General features: G+C 69.8%; 14 protein-coding genes. 7 read left to right on the top strand and 7 right to left on the bottom strand.

Annotated features, from left to right (window positions below; all coding sequences use genetic code 11):
• Nucleotides 1-80: 80 nt before the first annotated feature.
• Genes K340_RS27490 through K340_RS0104720 form a run of 5 tightly spaced genes read left to right on the top strand, consistent with a single transcriptional unit; the run spans nt 81 to nt 7,728 of the window.
• Entirely contained in the window at nt 81-1,760 is a 1,680-nt protein-coding gene (locus tag K340_RS27490) for a biotin/lipoyl-binding protein (protein WP_051265065.1), read from the top strand.
• A gap of 8 nt (nt 1,761-1,768) precedes the next feature.
• Complete coding sequence (locus K340_RS0104705; protein ID WP_029135870.1) at nt 1,769-2,500, top strand: ABC transporter ATP-binding protein; 732 nt, start codon at nt 1,769-1,771, stop codon at nt 2,498-2,500.
• Nucleotides 2,497-3,729, top strand: coding sequence for an ABC transporter permease (locus K340_RS0104710; RefSeq protein ID WP_029135871.1), 1,233 nt, complete (start codon nt 2,497-2,499; stop codon nt 3,727-3,729). The genes K340_RS0104705 and K340_RS0104710 overlap by 4 nt, the downstream gene beginning before the upstream one ends.
• Nucleotides 3,729-4,907 carry a hypothetical protein gene (locus K340_RS27495; protein ID WP_051265067.1) on the top strand — a complete coding sequence of 393 codons (1,179 nt, stop codon included), beginning with the start codon at nt 3,729-3,731 and terminating at the stop codon, nt 4,905-4,907. The genes K340_RS0104710 and K340_RS27495 overlap by 1 nt, the downstream gene beginning before the upstream one ends.
• Nucleotides 4,900-7,728, top strand: coding sequence for an efflux RND transporter periplasmic adaptor subunit (locus K340_RS0104720; RefSeq protein WP_029135872.1), 2,829 nt, complete (start codon nt 4,900-4,902; stop codon nt 7,726-7,728). Before K340_RS27495 ends, K340_RS0104720 begins: the two co-directional genes overlap by 8 nt.
• Before the next feature lie 9 nt (nt 7,729-7,737).
• On the opposite strand, the gene K340_RS0104725 is transcribed toward K340_RS0104720, so the two are convergent.
• Nucleotides 7,738-8,415 carry an HAD family hydrolase gene (locus tag K340_RS0104725; protein WP_037362668.1) on the bottom strand — a complete coding sequence of 226 codons (678 nt, stop codon included), beginning with the start codon at nt 8,413-8,415 and terminating at the stop codon, nt 7,738-7,740.
• A gap of 323 nt (nt 8,416-8,738) precedes the next feature.
• Between K340_RS0104725 and metH the strand changes: the two genes are divergently transcribed.
• Both metH and K340_RS0104735 read left to right on the top strand, forming a co-directional pair.
• Nucleotides 8,739-12,572 (top strand): methionine synthase, encoded by a 3,834-nt coding sequence (metH, locus tag K340_RS0104730; RefSeq protein WP_084614048.1) that lies wholly within the window; start codon nt 8,739-8,741, stop codon nt 12,570-12,572.
• A 221-nt stretch (nt 12,573-12,793) separates the two neighbouring features.
• A complete protein-coding gene (locus K340_RS0104735; protein WP_029135875.1) occupies nt 12,794-13,645 on the top strand; it encodes a PAC2 family protein in 852 nt (283 codons plus the stop codon).
• 23 nt (nt 13,646-13,668) lie between these two features.
• On the opposite strand, the gene mshC is transcribed toward K340_RS0104735, so the two are convergent.
• From mshC to K340_RS0104765, 6 genes are all read right to left on the bottom strand, one after another.
• Nucleotides 13,669-14,901 carry a cysteine--1-D-myo-inosityl 2-amino-2-deoxy-alpha-D-glucopyranoside ligase gene (gene mshC, locus K340_RS0104740; RefSeq protein WP_029135876.1) on the bottom strand — a complete coding sequence of 411 codons (1,233 nt, stop codon included), beginning with the start codon at nt 14,899-14,901 and terminating at the stop codon, nt 13,669-13,671.
• 36 nt (nt 14,902-14,937) lie between these two features.
• Nucleotides 14,938-15,666 (bottom strand): matrixin family metalloprotease, encoded by a 729-nt coding sequence (locus tag K340_RS0104745; RefSeq protein ID WP_029135877.1) that lies wholly within the window; start codon nt 15,664-15,666, stop codon nt 14,938-14,940.
• 133 nt (nt 15,667-15,799) lie between these two features.
• Nucleotides 15,800-16,675 (bottom strand): SCO1664 family protein, encoded by an 876-nt coding sequence (locus tag K340_RS0104750; RefSeq protein ID WP_037362889.1) that lies wholly within the window; start codon nt 16,673-16,675, stop codon nt 15,800-15,802.
• Nucleotides 16,676-16,683: 8 nt separating this feature from the next.
• Nucleotides 16,684-17,262, bottom strand: coding sequence for a DUF3090 domain-containing protein (locus K340_RS0104755; RefSeq protein WP_029135879.1), 579 nt, complete (start codon nt 17,260-17,262; stop codon nt 16,684-16,686).
• Between the two features lie 13 nt (nt 17,263-17,275).
• Nucleotides 17,276-17,989: an MSMEG_4193 family putative phosphomutase gene (locus K340_RS0104760; protein ID WP_029135880.1), complete on the bottom strand. Its 714-nt coding sequence runs from the start codon at nt 17,987-17,989 to the stop codon at nt 17,276-17,278.
• Nucleotides 17,986-19,044, bottom strand: a complete 1,059-nt coding sequence (locus K340_RS0104765; RefSeq protein WP_029135881.1) for an LLM class F420-dependent oxidoreductase — start codon at nt 19,042-19,044, stop codon at nt 17,986-17,988. The genes K340_RS0104760 and K340_RS0104765 overlap by 4 nt, the downstream gene beginning before the upstream one ends.
• Nucleotides 19,045-19,145: the final 101 nt, after the last annotated feature.

Raw genomic sequence — 19,145 nt, forward strand, 5'->3', positions numbered from 1 at the left:
GCTCCTAACGTCCTGTCGTTGGCAATACGCGGGCACCGTGCGGGTCCCGCGACGGCACGGCTGAACGGTGAGACGCGCAGATGGCGACCCAGCGGTACTCGACGGACGATGACACCCACAGCACACCCGTGCAGATCCCGGACGGAGTACCGGCCGACGATTCGTTGACGGCGGAGTTGACCGGCCAGTCCGGCCCGCCGTCGGACCCTGGCTCCGCAGACCCGGCCGACCGACCGTCCTGGGGCGAGCCACCGTCGGCCGCCTCGGCCGCAGCCTCAGCCAAGAAGTCCCGCGGTCGGTGGATCGCCGCCGGCGTGGTGGTGGTGCTGATCGCCGGTGGCGGTGCCTGGTGGTGGACCCACCGTTCGACCGACACGGCGGCCGCGGCCCCCACAGTCAGCACCAGGACGGTGCAGGCGACGGCGGCACTCGGCACCATCACCTCGACCGTCGCGGCCACCGGGTCCGTCACACCGAAGGTCCAGGAGGACGTCAACTTCGCGGTCGCCGGGACGGTGACGAAGGTCGCGGTGACGCTGGGACAGACCGTGAAGAAGGGCCAGTTGCTGGCCACCGTCGACACCCTGGAGCTCAGGTCGGCCGTCGCCACCGCCAAGGCCGGGCTGGCCCAGGCGAAAGCCAAGAAGACCACCGACGTCGACGCGGAGGCGGACGACTCGCAGATCACTGCGGACAACGCCTCGATCGCGGTCGCCCAGCAGAAGGTCGACCAGGCCAACAGCGATCTGGCCGCTGCCCAGCTGAAGGCTCCGGTCGCCGGTCAGATCCAGGGGCTGGAACTCTCGGTGGGACAGCAGGTCTCGGCGTCCGGGTCCGGCTCGTCCACCGGCTCCGGCGGTTCGAGTTCAGCCGGCTCGGGCTCCAGCGGGTCGGGCGCCGGTGCCTCGGGTGCCGGCAGTTCGGGAACCGGCGCGACCGGGTCCTCGAGTTCCTCGGCCCAGTTCCTGATCGTGGACACCGCCAGCTGGCAGGTGGACGCGACGGTGTCGGACAGCCAGGTCGGACTGCTGAAGAAGGGTATGCAGGCAACCATCTCGCTGTCCGAATCGACGAGTTCGAGCAATACCGGCGGGTTCGGCGGGTTCGGCGGCGCCGGTGGGTTCGGCGGCCTCGCCGGCGAACCTCCGGGCGGTGCGGCTGCCCCGGGCGGCACCAACCAAGGCGGCACCAACCAAAGCGGCACCGGCTCGGGCGGCACCGGCGGTGGAGCGACCGGTCAGGGCAGCGCCGGTCAGGGCACCGCCGGTCAGGGCACCGCCGGACAGAGCACGTCGGCAATCTTCGGTGTCGTTGCGTCGGTTGGACTTCTGGCCACCACCTCCGGCAACACCACCAGCTTCCCGGTCGTGATCGACGTCACCGGCAGCCCCAAGGATCTGCACGACGGCAGTTCGGTGAGCGTCTCCGTGATCTACTCCCAACGCAACGACGCGCTGCTGATCCCCGCCCTGGCAGTGCGTCAGCAGGACGGCCAGGCCGTGGTGGACAAGGTCACCGACGGCGTCGTCAGTGCGGTACCGGTGACCGTCGGCGAGACCTCTGGTACCCAGATCGAAATCACCAAGGGGCTGTCCGAGGGTGATGTGGTGCAGGAGACGATCACCACCATCAACCGCTCCGGGTCATCGAACACCAACGGGCGCAGCGGCTATGACGGCGGCGCCGGTGGCTATCCCGGTGGTGCCGGCGGCTACCCCGGCGCCGGTGGGTTCGTCGGCCGGAACCGAGGCGACGGCTGATGACCACCATGCTCGACCGTGAGCCGGCCGCCGCAGACGGATCGGCCGACGATCCGACACCGGTGATCCGGCTGACCGATGTCCGCAAGATCTATGGTTCAGGTTCCATGCACGTCACCGCGGTGGACGGGGTCTCGCTGCGGATCGATCCCGGCGAGTACGTCTCGATCACCGGGCCGTCGGGTTCCGGCAAGTCGACCCTGATGCACATCATCGGGTGCCTGGACGTGTTGAGTTCCGGGCGCTATGAACTCTCCGGCGAGGACGTCAGCGTGCTGGACGAGGTCGAGCTGGCCCAGATCCGCAACCGGCGCATCGGCTTCGTGTTCCAGCAGTTCAATCTGCTCCCCCACCTGTCGGCCTGGCGCAACGTCGAACTCGGCCTCATCTACGCCGGAGTGCCAAGGGCCGACCGCAAACGCCGGGCGATCGAGGCACTCGCGAAGGTCGGCCTGGCCGACCGGATCGGGCACAAACCCGGCGAACTCTCGGGCGGGCAACAACAGCGCGTCGCGGTGGCCCGTGCATTGGTCGGTGATCCCACCCTGCTGCTCGCGGACGAGCCGACCGGCAACCTCGACTCGAAGTCCACCGAGGACGCCCTCGGCCTGCTCGACGAACTGCATGCCCAGGGTCGCACCATCGTGCTGATCACCCACGAGCACGACGTCGCCAGGCGCAGCGGCCGCACCATCGCGGTGCGGGACGGCCGGATCACCGCGGACGAGGTGCTGCGATGAAGTGGCTCGACACCTTCCGTACCGGCCTGGAATCGATCCGGTCGCACCGCCTCCGGTCCGCGCTGACCTGTCTGGGGATCCTGATCGGCATCGCGGCCGTCATCCTGACCGTCGGGCTGGGTCTGGGTAGCCAACGGCAGGTGGGTGCGAGCATCTCCTCGCTCGGCAGCAACCTGCTGATCGTCTCCCCCGGCAGCGCCAGCACCAACGGCGTTCGGGGTGGCTTCGGCTCGGCCACCACCCTCACCACCAGCGACGTCGCCGCATTGCGGGACTCGGTGAACTGTCCGGACATCGCAGCGGTGTCCGCGGTCAAACAGTCGTCGGGGTCGCTGACCGCCGGCGACAACAACTGGACAACCCAACTGGTGGGCACCGATCCGTCGTTCCCGATCGTGCGCGACCGCACCCTGGCCTCCGGTCGGTTCTTCACCGACGCGGATGTCGCCGACAAGGCCGACGTCACCGTGCTCGGCTCCGAGACCGCCTCCGAACTCTTCGGTTCCACCAACGTCGTGGGCAGTTCGGTGACGTCCAACGGCATCTCGTTCGAGGTGATCGGCGTGCTCGCCGCTGCGGGCAGCGATTCCACCAGCAATCTCGACGATCAGGCACTCTTCCCGATGAGCACCGCCGCCCGCGATCTGTTCAGCGGGTCGTCACCGAATTCGGTGTCGACCATCTACCTGCAGGCACCGGACGAGGCGGCCCTGTCGGCGGCCTACCAGGAGGCGAATGCGTTGTTGCTCAACCTGCATCAGATCGCCTCGGCGGACAGCGCCGACTTCTCGATCAGCAGCCAGCAGGCGTTGCTGTCGACCGCCACCTCGGTGAGCAAGACCCTCACCGTGCTGCTCACCGGGATCGCCGCGCTCTCGCTGCTGGTCGGTGGGATCGGCGTCATGAACATCATGTTGGTCTCGGTGTCCGAACGCACCAGGGAGATCGGCCTGCGAAAGGCGTTGGGGGCAGCCCCTTCCGCCATCCGAAGGCAGTTCCTGGTGGAGGCGATGATCCTCGGCCTGACCGGCGGTCTGCTGGGCGCCGCCCTCGGGATCGCCGCAGCGAAGTTCGTACCGAAACTGGTGTCCTCTGCCGCCGTGGTGGTCTCGCCGACCGCCGTCACCGGTTCCATTGCCATCGCCGTCGCCATCGGTTTGGTATTCGGCGTCTATCCGGCCGTGCGTGCTGCCCGGCTGGCCCCTATCGATGCACTCAGGAGCGAATGATGCGCCACCTTCCTCATGCCGACGATGCCCGGACGGTCGCGACCGCCGTCGGTGGCTGGGCCCGCCGCCCGGCGATGACCCGACGGTGGCGGGCCGGTGCGGTCGCCGCCGGCGCCGTGGCGATCGCGGTACTGCTTGCGGGTTGCGGGTCGGCAACGGCTGCCGGCAGTGCCGCACCCGGTGGTGCCCCGACGTCCGCGGGCGAGCCGGCGGCGCCGTCCGGTGGTGCGGCGCCGTCCGGTGGTGCAGCGCCGTCCGAAGGTGCGGCGCCGTCCGATGGTGCAGCGGGTGACGGGAAATCGGGCGGGACGTCGAACTCCGACGGACGGAACTTCCGGCCGGCCGCTTCCGGTCTGATCGCCCAACTCGTGACCTCCGGCTTCTACGTCCAGAGTTCCACCAGCCAGACCACGGTCAATTACACGGATAAGACGACGTTCAGCAAGACCGTTGCCGCGTCCTTGAAGTCGGTGACCGTCGGCAGCTGCGTCACCGCCGTCGCAGCCCGGACCGCCGGCGGGAACGGCTCGGCGGGCGGGAGCGGATCCACGGATGCGGCCCCCACGGCGCCGCCGTCCGGCACCGGTGCCCCGGGCAACGGCACCGGGCAGCGACCTACCGCGATCACCGCCGGCACGGTGCTGGTGACGGCCGCGACCAAGGGCTCCTGCACTGACGGCACCGGCCTCGGCGGCTTCGGCGGCGGCCGCGGCGGCGCCCGGCCCTCCGGCGCCGCACCCTCGGCCGCGCCCTCGGCACCACCACCCGCCGGCGCTCCGGGCAGCGGTACCGACGGGACGGGTCGGGCCGGCTTCCCGGGCGGCTTCGGCGGCGCACTCTCCGGTCAGGTGACGAAGGTGAGTGGGTCGACGATCACCGTGACCGAGTCGGACCGGGACGGTGCGAAGACCACCGGCACCATCACGGTCAATGCCGACACCGACTACACCAGCCGGCAGAGCGGCACGGCGAAAGACGCGAAGGTGGGCCAGTGCGCCACCGTGATGGGGACCGCCGACAGCACCGGCGCGGTCGCCGCGACCACCGTTGAGCTGACTGCCGCGACCGACGGCCAGTGCACGACCTTCGGCGGTCGCGTCGGCGGCCAGGGGTCCGGACAACAGAACGGCGCCGGGCCGAACGATCCGGCACCGACCACCGGAACGACACATGGCTGATCCGATGACCTCCGGTTCGGCGGCGGCCCGGATCAGGGCGCGGCGCAGACTCCGGCAGCGACTGAGCGGCGCCGCCGTTGCGGTGGTGGTGGCCGGAGCGGTGGTCGCCGTGATCGTGGTGCAGAGTGCGCCCGCGGAGGCGGCCTACCGAATGGCGCCGGTGGCAACGGGATCGGTGACCCAACAGGTCGTCCAATCCGGGAAGGTAGCCAGCGGGACACGCAATGACGTAGCCTTCGCCGTCGGCGGCACCGTGTCCACGGTGAAGGTCGAGGTCGGCGACACGGTGAGCGCCGGCCAGACCCTGGCGACCCTGGCCACCGACGACCTCAGCTCGGCGGTCACCGATGCGAAGGACACCCTGGAAGCGGCCGAGCAGCAGTTGGCCGACGACCTGCAAGCCCAGCAGGATGCGGTGACCAGCAGCGCGGCAGCCAGCACTTCATCATCGGCGTCCTCGGCGTCGCCCGCGGCCGGCAACGACCAGGCTGGGTCGGGCTACGCCCCGGGCGGCAACAGCAACGGCGGTGCCGGAAGTGCCGGGACCGACGCCGCCGCGGGGACGGGTACCGCCGGGGCCGCCGGCGGCGCCGGCAGCGCCGGCAGCACCGGCAACACCGACGACGGGACCAACGCCGGCAGGAATGACGACACGGCGGGTGCCAAGGGCGCCGGGTCGGGCGCTGGTTCCGGCGCGGGGAGCCCGAGCAGCTCGGCCACCGGCGCCGCCCGCGGGACCTCGCCCACGTCGTCCGCATCGACCTCCGGCTCCGCGCCGCACGGTGGCACCAGCTCAAGCGTCCCGAACAGTCGCCCCACCAACACCGGTTCCGGCGGCGACGGCAGCCCGAACGGGTCAGGGTCGGCCGAGCTGCGGAGGGCCCAGCAGGCAGTGATCGCAGCCCAGAAGGCCGTCACCGCCGCATCGAACCGCGCGGCCCAGGGGCAGGCGGCGGTCGCCAACACCTGCACCTCCGACGTACTCGCACCAAGCTCCGGCGGTACCGACCCGACCACCACGACGGATACTCCGACCTCGGACACCACCAGCACCGCCACCGAGGCCCCTACGACGGTCACCGAGACCGTCACCGACCCACCCGTCACCGAGACGGTCACCGACCCACCGGTCACCGAGACGGTCACCGACCCACCCGTCACTCAGACCGAGACAAGCACCGAAACCGTGACCGTCACAGAGACGCCGTCCGCGTCGTCGCCCTCGACCACCTCGACCGACACCGACACCGCAGCGAGCGCCGGGCAGGCTGCCGATCCGCTTCGTGGCCAGGCCGCGTTCCTTCCGGCCGATTCCGGTGACGCGGCGTCATCCGTGCCGGTGTCGTCGGTGCCGGCGTCGTCCGGCGACGATCAGGCCGGGTCAGATTCAGATTCGGTGTCGGGCACAGACACGTCGACACCCGACTCGACGACGGATACGTCGACCACCGTGTCGACCGCGGGGCCGGCAACCCAGGACGGCACCGCCTTGCAGGCCTGTAAGGACGCATTGACCGACGGGGCCGCAAATCAGCAGGCGGTGAGCGCGGCCCAGGACGAGCTGACGGACGCCATCACCGCTTTGGCGACCGCCCTCACCACCACGCAGGGGCAGCCGGGCCAGAACGGGCAGGGCGGCCAGACCGGGTCGAACCCGACCGGCGCCGCACCCAGCAACAGCACATCGCCCAGTCGTGGCGGCAGCAACGGGCAGGGCAATGGCAACCAGGGCACCGGCAGTCAGGGCACGGGCAGCCAGGGCAGCACCGGCCAAGTCAACTCGGGCCAGGACAACGGAAGCCAAGACAACGGCAGCCAGGGCACCGGTGTCCAGGGCACCGGTGCAGCTGCGGGCGCCGGTGGCCAGGGCTCCGACAGTCAGGGCAACGGGTACTCCGGCAGCGGGAACCAGGGCGCAGGGGCGACGACCAGGTCCGACGCGGCCGGATCGGGCTCGGCATCCAGTGGCGGGTCCGGGAGCTCCAGCGGCTCAGGGAACACCGGCGCGGCCGGGGCCTCCAGCGGCACCCGGAGTTCCGGTGACACCGGCACCGAGCAAGGTCAGGCCGGCCAGCAGGACCACACCCCGACCGCCGCCGACATCGCCACCGACCAGGCGAACATCGACGTCGCCGAGTACGGCGTTGCGGTCGCCGAGCAGAGCCTGAGCCGGGCGCGACTCACCGCGCCGATCAGCGGATCCGTTGCTGCGGTGGACATCTCCCCCGGCGACCGGGTGTCCGCCGGCTCGACCAGTGCCGTCGTCACCATCGTGGGCACGAATCAGCATGTCGTCACCACCACGGTGCCACTGAGTGTGGTGGACAACGTCAAGGTGGGCGACCAGGCCGCCTTGGAGGTCAACGGAGTGGCCCAGGCCCTCGCCGGGAAGGTGTCCTACGTCGGATCGTTGACCAGCGCCAACGGCGGCACCGCGACCACCACCACCTACCCGATCACCATCGTGGTGGATCCGGGCGAAACCCAGCTGTTCGACGGCTCGGGCGCGATGGTCACCCTCACGGTGGCATCGGTCGATGGGGTGCTGACCGTGCCGACGTCGGCCGTCACCAACGACGGTGGCCGGTACTCGGTACAGGTGATGGACGGCGGCACGGTCACCAGTACGTCGGTGACGGTCGGCGCGATCGGCCCCGACCGGATCCAGATCCTGTCCGGCCTCACCAGCGGCCAGCAGGTGGTGCTGGCCGACCTGGCGGCGGCGATCCCGACGTCGACCAGACAGAACAGCAACAGCGGCCTGCTCGGCGGCAACGAGGCCGGCGGCCGGTTCGCGGTCGGTGTCCGGCCAGGCGGCTGACCGGATCGATCAGCGGGTCCGGTCCTGCGCATCCGCGGCGGACCGGATCAGGCGGAGATCGTCGACGTCGACGTCGGTGAGCGAGGCGGCGAACGTCATCCCGGGCCGGTGCGGCACCTCGACCTCGGACGGCACCACCAGCACCGGGACGCCGGCCGCGAGGGCGGACGCCGAGCCGTTGGGTGAGTCCTCGATGGCCAGGCTCTGCCCGGCGGCCATGCCCAACAACTGCATCGCCCGCCGGTAGGGCTCCGGATCGGGCTTGTTCGCACTGACCTCATCGCCGCACACGACCGCGTCGAAACTGTGCCGGCCCAAGGTGTTCAACGCAAGATCCACCAACTCGCGGTGGGTCGCGGTGACCAGGGCGGTGGCCAGCCCGGCGTTTCGGACCTGCGTCAACAGTCGCTGTGCGCCGGGCCGCCAGGGGATCTCGCCGGCGAACAGCGTCGCGGTGTGGGCGGTCAACATCCGGGCCACCTCGTCGGCGTCGCGATCCACCCCGACGTCGGCCAGCAGCATGTCGATCGAGTTGACCAGGTCGTGGCCGACCATCGCGTGCCTGGTCGCGGTCGACAGCTGTCCGCCGAGGTCGGCCGCCGTCCGATCGAGAGCGATCGTCCACAACTTCTCGGAGTCGGTCAGGGTGCCGTCCATGTCGAACAGCACGGCATACAGGTTCGTCACCGCAGTTACTCGCTCCTCGGTCGGGTCGGCCGTCCCCAACGCTATCGTCGGCGCTTATCAACTTCGCAGCCGCCTGTGAAGTAGGCGGATGTGTGGCGCATGAGGCGAAAGTCGACGAGTTCGGAAGCGCCTGAGAAGTTGATAAGCGCCGGCGGTCGGCGCGCGCGGTCGGGGGTCGAGCGGACCGAGTCGTATCCTGGGGTGTCCGCTCGTTACCGGCAGGCCTGCCACGACGTGCGGGGCCGTGCTGCTTGATCACCGTCGATCACCGCAGCACCGGCACCCACCCGACAAGCCGTTAGCCGACGCACAGGGGAACCTCCGTGACTCCACCCACCACCTCGACGACCAGCCTCAGCAGGGCCGACATCACCCCGCAGCACCGGGCAGACGCCACCGATGCGCTGTCCGCGCTGATGACGGAGCGGATCCTCATCCTGGACGGCGCCATGGGCACCATGATCCAGCGCCACAAGCTCGGTGAGGACGACTACCGCGGCGCCCGTTTCGCCGACTGGCCCAGCGACCTCAAGGGCAACAACGACCTGCTGAGCCTGACCCAACCCGACATCATCAGCGGGATCCACCGGGCGTACCTGGACGCCGGCGCCGACCTGATCGAGACCAACACCTTCAACGCGCAGGTCATCTCGATGGCCGACTACGGCATGCAGGACCTCGCCTACGAACTCAACTACTGCTCCGCCCGGCTGGCCCGCGCAGCCTGCGATGCGGTCACCGCCGAAGATCCCGACCGGCGCCGGTTCGTGGTCGGCGCCCTCGGCCCCACCAACCGCACCGCGTCCATCTCCCCCGACGTCAACGACCCGGGCAAGCGGAACGTCAGCTACGACGAGTTGGTGCAGGCCTACCTGCAGCAGGCCCAGGGCCTGGTCGACGGCGGTGCCGACATCCTGCTGATCGAGACCATCTTCGACACCCTCAACGCCAAGGCCTCGATCTTCGCCCTGGAAACGCTGTTCGCCGACGCCGGCCGGCGCTGGCCGGTGATCATCTCCGGCACCATCACCGATGCCTCCGGCCGGACGCTGTCCGGACAGGTCACCGAGGCATTCTGGAACTCGGTCCGGCATGCCCGGCCGTTGGCCGTCGGACTCAACTGTGCGCTGGGTGCCAAGGACATGCGTCCGTACGTCGCGGAGCTCTCCCGGATCGCCGACTGCTTCGTATCCTGTTACCCGAATGCGGGTCTGCCCAACGCCTTCGGTGAGTACGAGGAGTCTCCCGAGCAGATGGCGTCGGTGGTCGGTGAGTTCGCCGCCAGCGGACTGGTGAACGTGCTGGGCGGCTGCTGCGGCACCACCCCGGAGCACATCGAGACGATTGCCGCCTCGACGGAGGGCCGGGCACCCCGCGAGCCCGCCGAGGTGGCGCCCGCCCTGCGGCTGTCCGGCCTCGAGCCGTTCAACGTCACCGCCGATTCGTTGTTCGTCAACGTCGGCGAGCGGACGAACATCACCGGATCGGCCCGGTTCCGCAAACTGATCAAAGCCGGCGACTATCCGGCTGCCCTCGCGGTAGCCCGACAGCAGGTCGAGGCCGGCGCTCAGGTGATCGACGTCAACATGGACGAAGGGATGATCGACGGGGTGGAGGCGATGGATCGCTTCTGCAAGCTGATCGCCAGCGAACCGGACATCAGCCGGGTCCCGATGATGGTCGACTCCTCCAAGTTCGAGGTGATCGAGGCCGGGCTGAAGTGCGTGCAGGGCAAGCCGATCGTCAACTCCATCTCGATGAAGGAGGGGGTGGAGAAGTTCGTCGAACACGCCCGGCTGTGCCGCAAGTACGGCGCGGCCGTGGTGGTGATGGCCTTCGACGAGCAGGGCCAGGCAGACAACCTGGAGCGGCGCAAGGAGATCTGCGCGCGGGCCTACCAGATTCTCACCGAAGAGGTGGGCTTCCCGGCCGAGGACATCATCTTCGACCCCAACATCTTCGCCCTGGCCACCGGGATCGAGGAACACGTCAACTACGGCGTCGATTACATCGAGGGCACCCGGTGGATCAAGGAGAATCTGCCCGGCGCGCTCATTTCCGGCGGCGTGTCGAACGTTTCGTTCTCGTTCCGCGGTAACAACGCCGTCCGTGAGGCCATCCACGCGGTCTTCCTGTACCACGCGATCGCCGCCGGCATGGACATGGGCATCGTCAACGCCGGCGCGCTGGTGCCCTACGACGACGTCGACCCCGAACTCCGCGAACGGATCGAGGACGTCGTCCTCAACCGCCGGCCGGACGCCGCCGAGCGGCTGCTGGAGATCGCCGAGAAGTACAACACCGGTGACGTGAAACCCGAAGCGACCACGGAGGAATGGCGTGCGCTGCCGGTGGCCGAGCGGATCACCCATGCCCTGGTCAAGGGCATCGACAGCTACGCCGAGGAGGACACCGAGGAACTCCGGGCCGCGATCTCGGCCCGCGGCGGCCGACCGATCGAGGTGATCGAGGGCCCGCTGATGGACGGCATGGGTGTGGTCGGCGACCTGTTCGGCGCCGGCAAGATGTTCCTGCCGCAGGTCGTCAAGTCCGCCAGGGTGATGAAGAAGTCCGTCGCCTACCTCATCCCGTTCATCGAGGCGGAGAAGGATCCGAACGTCGCCGAGAAGCCGAAGGGCAAGATCGTGATGGCCACGGTCAAGGGTGACGTGCACGACATCGGGAAGAACATCGTCGGAGTCGTGTTGCAGTGCAACAACTATGACGTGATCGATCTCGGCGTGATGGTGCCGGCGCAGAAGATCCTGGACACCGTCAAGGCGGAGAAGGCCGACATCGTCGGCCTGTCCGGGCTGATCACCCCGTCGCTGGACGAGATGGTGAACTTCGCCGAGGAGATGGAACGCCAGGGCCTGGAGATCCCGCTGCTGATCGGCGGCGCCACCACCTCGCGCGCCCACACCGCTGTCAAGGTGACACCGAAGTACCACGGACCGGTGGTCTGGGTGAAGGACGCCTCCCGTTCGGTGCCGACCGCCGCGGCGCTGCTCTCGGACGAGCGGCGCCCGGTGCTGATGGCCGAGGTCGAAAAGGAGTACGAGTCCATCCGCCGCCGGCACGCGGCGAAGAAGACCGACCGCCCGCTGCTGACCTTCCCGGACGCGATCGCCGCCCGCTCGCCGATCGACTGGAGCGATTACCACCCGCCCCGCCCCAGGTTCCTGCTGCAGCAGGCCAAGGACGTCTGCGAGGGCCCTACCTGCGATCACCAGCACGGCACCGTCAGCTCGTACACGAAGGTGTTCAAGGACTATCCGCTGGCGGAGCTGCGTGAGTACATCGACTGGGGCCCGTTCTTCAACGCCTGGGAAATGAAGGGCCGGTTCCCGGACATCCTGAACAATCCGGCCACCGGTGAGGCCGCACGCCGCCTCTACGACGACGGGCAGGCCCTGCTGGACCAGATGATCGAACAGAAGTGGGCCACCGCCAATGGCGTCATCGGGTTGTTCCCGGCCAACGCCGTCGGCGAGGACATCGAGGTGTACACCGACGAATCGCGGACCGAGGTGCTGACCACCGTGCACCACCTCCGGCAGCAGGGCGAGCACCGGCCGGGGATCCCGAACCGTTCGCTGACCGACTTCGTGGCCCCGAAGGAGTCCGGGAAGCCGGACTACATCGGTGGTTTCGCCGTCACCTCCGGCCTGGGTATCGAGAAGAAGATCCTGGAGTTCAAGCAGGACCTTGACGACTACAGCGCGATCCTGCTGGAATCGCTGGCCGACCGGCTGGCCGAAGCCTTCGCCGAGCGGCTGCACCAGCGGGTGCGCAAGGAGTTCTGGGGCTTCGCCGGTGACGAGCGACTGGACAACGAGGCGTTGATCGCCGAGAAGTACACCGGCATCCGGCCGGCCCCTGGCTATCCGGCCTGCCCTGACCACACCGAGAAGGCTCTGCTCTGGGACCTGCTTGACGTGCAGGCCCAGACCGGTATCGAACTCACCGAGAGCATGGCGATGTGGCCGGGCGCTGCGGTCAGCGGCTGGTACTTCTCCCATCCGGAGTCGCGGTACTTCGTGGTCGGGCGGATCGACAAGGACCAGGTCGCCGACTACGCCGAGCGCAAGGGATGGACGATGAAGCAGGCCGAGCGCTGGCTGTCGCCCAACCTCGGCTACGAACCGGAAGACTGAGTCCTTTGGATCGCCTCCCGCGCTCGACTGCGGGTCCGAACCCCGCTCCTTCGTGGCTGGGTTCGGGTCCTCGCTTCGCTGGGTCGGCTCAGTGTCCTTTGGATCGCCTCCCGCGCTCGACTGCGGGTCCGAACCCCGCTCCTTCGTCGCTGGGTTCGGGTCCTCGCTTCGCTGGCTCGGCTCAGGAGGGTGCCGAAGGCTGGGAGCCGTAGGCTGGCCGGATGATGTCCGACCTTCAGTTGCGCGACCCGGTGATGATCGCCGCGTTCGAGGGCTGGAACGACGCCGGCGACGCGGCAACCACCGCGGTCGAGCAGCTCACCCTCGGCTGGGACTCGGTCCCGTTGGCCGAAATCGATCCGGAGGGCTACTACGACTTCCAGGTGTCCAGGCCCACCACCCGACTGGTCGACGGGGTGACCCGCCAGATCGACTGGCCGACCACCAGGATCAGTGCCGCCAGGCTGCCGGAGTCGGTGTCCACCAGGGACGTGATCCTGATCCGCGGTATCGAGCCTAACTTCCGGTGGCGGGCGTTCTGCGAGGAGCTGCTCGCCATCGCCGACGCCTACCGGGTGTCCAGCGTCATCTGTCTGGGCGCGCTGTTGGCCGACGTGCCGCACACCCGCCCGGTGCAGGTGACCGGTAGCGCACCGGACGCCGCCGAGGCCGAGCAGCTGGGCCTGGGCGGATCCACCTACGAAGGCCCGACCGGGATCACCGGGATCTTCGGCGACGCCTGTGTGCAGCGCGGCATCCCGGCCTACACGTTCTGGGCCGCGGTGCCGCACTACGTCGCCCAGGGGCCACACCCGAAGGCCAGCGTGGCTCTGCTGCACCGGGTCGAGGAGGTGCTGGACCTGCCGGTTCCGCTCGGCACGCTGCCCGACCAGGCGGACCAATGGGAGGACGAGGTCACCGACATCGCCGCCCAGGACGAGGACATCACCGCCTACATCCAGACCCTGGAGGAATCCAGCGAGGAGGAGGTGCCGCTGCGGCCGGCCAGCGGTGACGCGATCGCCGCCGAGTTCGAGCGGTATCTGCGGCGCCGGGGCCCGGAGGCCGGCTGACGTCCGCCGGTTCGACCCGGCGGCTAGAGCGCTACACCCAGCAATGCGTCGACGGCGTCGGCCATCCCGGCACCGGACAGCGACTCGTCGGCCGCCCACCGGTCCAGTGCCGCCAGCGCCCGCGGTGTGTCCAGATCGTCCGAGAGCGCAGTGGTGAGTTCTGCCAGGACCGGCTCGACGGCACCTGCGGCCGGGCGGGCGGCCGCCAGCCGCCACCGCTGCAGGCGGTCTTCGGCCGTGGCCAGCAGCTCGTCGGTCCACGCCCGATCGGTCCGGTAGTGATCGGCCAGCAGGGCGAGCCGGATGGCCCCCGGGTCGGTGCCGCCCGCGACCAGCTTCGACACGAAGACCAAGTTGCCCAACGACTTCGACATTTTCTCGCCGTCGTAGGAGAGCATTCCGGTGTGCACGTACGAGCGGGCGAAGCGCTGCGTTCCGGCCAGCACCTCGGCATGTGCCGCCGAGCATTCGTGGTGCGGGAAGATCAGGTCCGAGCCGCCGCCTTGGACGTCGATGGACGGGCCGAGGTACTTACCGGCGATCGCGGCGCACTCGATGTGCCAGCCGGCCCGGCCCTGGCCGAGGCTGCTCGGCCAGCTCGGCTCCCCTGGCCTGGCCATCCGCCACAACAGCGGGTCCAGCGGGTCCTTCTTGCCGGTGCGACCGGGATCGCCGCCGCGCTCGGCCGACAGCGCGAGCATGGTGTCGGTGTCGTAGCCGGATTCGTAGCCGAACCGGCCACTGGCCGAGACGTCGAAGTAGACATCCGGGTAGTCGGTGTCGTCCACCCGGTACGCCGCGCCGACGTCCACCAGGGCCTGGACGGCCGCCGCCACCTCCGCCATCTCCTCGACCACCCCGATGTAGTGCTCGGGAGGCAGCACCCGCAGCGCGGTCATGTCGCCACGGAACAGCTCGATCTGCTGGTCGGCGAGCTCCTGCCAGCCGACCCCGTCCCGCTCCGCGCGCTCCAGCAGCGGGTCGTCCACGTCGGTCACGTTCTGCACGTAGCGCACTGAGATGCCCGACGCCCGCCAATAGCGGTTCACCAGGTCGAAGGTGAGGTACGTGGCGGCGTGACCGATGTGCGTGGCGTCGTAGGGCGTGATGCCGCAGACGTACAGCGTGCCGGTCCCGCTCGACACGGTGTCGGTCAATGCACCGGCGGCGGTGTCGTAGAGCCGCAACGGCAACTGCGGACGGAAGGACGGGGCTGACGAGGGTGCCGGGATGTCCGGCGCGGACCATGAATGCACAAGGACAACTCTAGAGGCGAACCGGCGACGGCAACGCTACGGCCGGGCCGACGACCGGATCGCCGGAATCGTGTGCCGGTTGGCATTGAGTACCAGCGCCTGCCACCGCCGCAGCTCGGTGCCGCGAACCGCGCCCGGCGGCGACGATGTCGGGAACATCAGATTCTGCGGGTCCGAGTGGTGCGGAAGGTTCAGCGCGTGGCCGATCTCGTGGGCCAGCACGGTGTCGTCATAGGCGTTCGGGTTGTCCGCGTCGAACAGCGAACGCTGGCAGATCACCCAGTCGGCCGTCATTCCCAGCGAGCATCCGGTGGTGCGGCCGGCGATGTCGCGGACCACCACCACCGTCACCGGGGCGCCGACCCCGCTGCCGGCCGGAAGGTACCGGCGGTACAGGTCGGTGCGACCCATCATGTCGTCCAGCAGGAGCTTCTGGTTGGCCCTGGGATCCAATGCGGTGACCGGAGCCGGCTCCCGGACGGTGCGCACCGACACCGTCCGGACCCCGATGCCAGCCTGCTGTCGCAGGATCGCATCCGCCTTGGTCAGTGAGGGCAGCACCGCCGCCTCGGAGGTCAGCGGCCCGTCCTGGTCGGACAGGATCAGTACCGCGACCCTGAGCACGGCGTCCCCAGGGTCGCGATCGGCGACCCGGTCGGTGACCAGATCCCCGAGGTAGGCGGCGCCGGTCACCACGTCGGTGACGGCGGACCTTGCGGTGGCGGCCAGGTTGCGGACCGCCCCGCCCAGCGCCCGTCCGATCATGGTGTCCAAGTATTCACCTCATCGCTGCCGAACTTTCCCTCCGTCAGCCGGCACAGCGAAGCGAAGATACGAACCAGGCGACGACGGAGCCCGGTTCGTGACCGCAGCCGTGCGCGGTCCGGCGAGCCAATTGTCACAGCGGTGGCCACGGGATCGGCGTGCGGTCGTCCGGCGGTTCCGGGTATCTACCGGCGGCGGCCAGCTCGTCGATCCGCTGCCGGAGCCGGCGCTGCTCACCGCGACTGAGCAGGTCGTCCAGCGCGTCGGCCTCCGGCAACCACAGGCGCAGCCGCTCCAGGCCGTCGGTCACTGGTGCCGGCAGCGGCTCCCCCGCCCAGCCCCAGAGGATGGTCCTGAGTTTGTCGTCGGTGTGGAAGGTCAGCCCGTGGTCGACGCCGTACACGCGGGGCCCGACCGGCAGCAGGTGCGGCGCCTTCCGATCTGCGTTGTTGACCACGACGTCGAATCCGGCGATCACCGCCAACGCTGGGTCGTCGGCGTGACAGACCGCCAGCGGGGTTCCGTCCTCGTCCAGGGCGCGGAACACCGGGAGCCAACCAGCCGGCACCTGGCCGGCCGGCAGCAGTGCCACCAGCTCGCGCCCGCTCTCCCCCACCCCCGGCACATCGTCGCTGCCCGGTTCGTCGCCGTCCGACGACCGACCGTCGACGTCCGGTGGCTCTCCGATCCAGCGTTGCACCATGCCCTCGCCGTACGGACCGCTGCGCAGCACGGTCGGTGGTACACAGCCCCACCCCGAGGCCTCGGACACCAGATAGGCGGCCAGCTCACGATGCGCCAGCGGACCACCAGGGAAATCCCACAACGGCCGCTCACCACGGATCGGCTTGTAGATGCAGGGCATCGTCAGACCGTCGAGCGTCACCTGGGCCAGCAGGGTGACGTTGGACGCGTCGGTCAGCCGGCCGGTCACCTCCAGCGTGCCGCTGGTGAGGACCGTGACAGCCTCGACGGGGCCGTGACTCGGCGAGGTCGATGGGGTCGGCACGCTCACCGCTAGGCCAGCGCGCCGCGGTGGTAGCCGTTGAGCCGGGGGCAGATGTGCCCCTCGGCGTCCAACGGATTGCCGCACAGCGGACAGGGTGGGCGTCCAGCGGCGACGATGGCCTCTGCGTGCTGGGCGAACGACCGCGCCTCGGCCAGCGTCAGGAACACCCGCAGCGCATCCGGCCCCTCGTCCGCGTCCTCGAGCACGACGTCCTCGTTGACCTCGTCGTCGGACAGCGCCAGCAATTCGACGATCACCTGCGAACCCTCGCCGTCCCAGGCCAGCCCCATGGTGCCGACCCGGAACTCGGCGTCCACCGGGGTTGACAGGGTCAGATCGGTGCCGGCGGCCGCCGGACCGGTGGCCGCCGGATCGTCGACCGCCTCGGCACCGAATCGCTTGCCGACCTCGGTGATCAGCGACCCCAACCGGTCGGCGAGCACCGCGACCTGCTGCTTCTCGCAGGCCACCGAGATCACCCGACGGCCGTCGGCCGCCTGCAGGTAGAACTCGCGCTCCCCTGGCACCCCGACCGTTCCGGCGAGGAACTTCTCGGGAGATCGGAAGATGTGTATCTGACGTGACATGGCATCTCCCAGCCTAGTGAATCGGATCGGCCGTCGGCGGTGCCGGGATCCCGGGGTCGCCGCCCGGTACGGCCTGATCGGCCGGCGTTGCCGGATCGGGAACGGCCACGATGCCGGACAGGGTTCCGTTGTCCCCCATGCGTTCGACGAACGGCCGGTGCTCGACGAAGCGGATCACCGAGACCGAGGCCGGACCGACCGAGATCCGCTGGAACAGGTCGAGGTGCAGTCCGAGCGCGTCGGCCAGCAGCGCCTTGATCACGTCACCGTGCGAGCAGATCAGCAGGGCGCCGTCATCCGTGGTGGTCTCGATCAGCCGGTGCAGGGCGGCGACCGCCCTGGCCGAGACCGCGGCCAGCGACTCGCCGCCCGGGAACACCGCCGCCGACGGCCGGCCCTGCACGGTCTTCCACATCGGTTCGCCGAAGAGCTCGCGGAGCGGCCGTCCGGTCCACTCGCCGTAGTCCACCTCGGCCAGCGCCGGGTCCTGCTCGACCGTCAGACCCGTGGCCTCCGCCAGCGGGGCCAGTGTGCGCAGACACCGCTCCAGCGGCGAACTCACCAACCGGGCGATCGGCACCTCGGCCAGCCGGCCGGGCAGGCCGGCCGCCTGCTCGACGCCGACCTCGTCCAGGCCGACGCCCGCGCTGCGACCGGCGAGCACGGATGCGGCATTGGCCACCGATCGGGCATGGCGCAGCAGTACAACGGTGCGCGCCGCGGTCATCCGCGCACTCCGGCGTCGCGACCGGCGGCGGCCACCGTGGCCAGCACCTCGGCCCGGCCCTGCTTGCTGTCGGCGAACGGCTGGATGCTCGCGGTGCTGATGCCGGCCTCCGCGTAGGCCCGGAGCCGGGCGGCGATCCGCTGCTGGTCACCCAGCAGCGACACCCGGTCAAGGAACTCGGTCGGCACCGCGGCGGCCGCGCCGGCGTAGTCCCTGGCCATGAACAGCTCCTGTACCCGGTCCGCCTCGCGCTCGTAGCCGAGCGCGGTGGCCACCCCGTGGTAGAAGTTCGTCTTCTTCGAGCCCATCCCGCCGATGTACAGCGCGGCGTGCGGGCGCACCCGGTCGGCCGCTTTCTCCAGGTTGTCGTCGACGGCGGCCCCCATTCCGACGTTCAGGTCGAAGTCGCCGGGGTCCCGCCCGTGTGCGGCCAGGCCGGCCCGCAGCCGGCCGATCTGGTCGAGGTCGCCGGAAGCGGTGGCGTCGACGAAGAAGCCCAGCCAGCCGTCGGCGATCTCGGCGGCCAGGTCCAGATTCTTCGGCCCGACCGCCGCCAGATACACCGGGATGTTGCGGCGCACCGGCTGCAGAGCCAGCACCAGCGGCTTCCCCTGCCCGTCGGGCAGCGGCAGGGTGAAGTGCTCGCCGTCGGCCACCAGCCGTTTGCGGGACAGCGCATCCCGGACGATGCCGATGTACTCACGGGTCCGGCCGAGCGGCTTCGCGAACCGGACGCCGTGCCAGCCCTCGGACACCTGGGGGCCGGAGACGCCGAGTCCGAGGTGGAATCTGCCGTGTGACAACGCGTCCAGCGTGGCCGCGGTCATCGCGGTGAGGGCCGGCGTCCGACCGGGAATCTGCATCACTCCGGCGCCCAGGCCGATCCGGTCGGTGCGGGCGGCCAGCGCGCCGAGGATGCTGACCGCGTCCGCCCCGTAGGCCTCGGCGACCCAGACGATGTCGAAGCCCAGTTCCTCGGCCCGGCCGGCCAGTTCCAGGTTGGCGTCCGACGCTTCGACGGTGGTCGGGTATCCGAGGTCGAGTCCGAGTCTCATCGGCGTCCGTTCTCTTCCGGCCGCGCACCCGCCTCGGTGCGCGCTGCCTGGTCCGCATGCCACCGGCGATGCCGGTGGCGGGGTCGTCGATCCCCGACCCC

Origin of the sequence: Nakamurella lactea DSM 19367 (genome assembly GCF_000426645.1) — a bacterium.
Taxonomy (GTDB): Bacteria; Actinomycetota; Actinomycetes; order Mycobacteriales; family Nakamurellaceae; genus Nakamurella; species Nakamurella lactea.

Excerpts from the sequence above, each read along its gene's own strand:
- K340_RS0104705 (WP_029135870.1), top strand. The coding sequence starts at position 1,769 with ATGCTCGACCGTGAGCCGGCCGCCGCAGACGGATCGGCCGACGATCCG.
- K340_RS0104735 (WP_029135875.1), top strand. The coding sequence starts at position 12,794 with ATGATGTCCGACCTTCAGTTGCGCGACCCGGTGATGATCGCCGCGTTC.
- K340_RS27495 (WP_051265067.1), top strand. The coding sequence starts at position 3,729 with ATGCGCCACCTTCCTCATGCCGACGATGCCCGGACGGTCGCGACCGCC.
- K340_RS0104765 (WP_029135881.1), bottom strand. The coding sequence starts at position 19,044 with ATGAGACTCGGACTCGACCTCGGATACCCGACCACCGTCGAAGCGTCG.
- K340_RS0104720 (WP_029135872.1), top strand. The coding sequence starts at position 4,900 with ATGGCTGATCCGATGACCTCCGGTTCGGCGGCGGCCCGGATCAGGGCG.
- K340_RS27490 (WP_051265065.1), top strand. The coding sequence starts at position 81 with ATGGCGACCCAGCGGTACTCGACGGACGATGACACCCACAGCACACCC.
- K340_RS0104710 (WP_029135871.1), top strand. The coding sequence starts at position 2,497 with ATGAAGTGGCTCGACACCTTCCGTACCGGCCTGGAATCGATCCGGTCG.
- K340_RS0104745 (WP_029135877.1), bottom strand. The coding sequence starts at position 15,666 with ATGATCGGACGGGCGCTGGGCGGGGCGGTCCGCAACCTGGCCGCCACC.
- K340_RS0104760 (WP_029135880.1), bottom strand. The coding sequence starts at position 17,989 with ATGACCGCGGCGCGCACCGTTGTACTGCTGCGCCATGCCCGATCGGTG.
- K340_RS0104755 (WP_029135879.1), bottom strand. The coding sequence starts at position 17,262 with ATGTCACGTCAGATACACATCTTCCGATCTCCCGAGAAGTTCCTCGCC.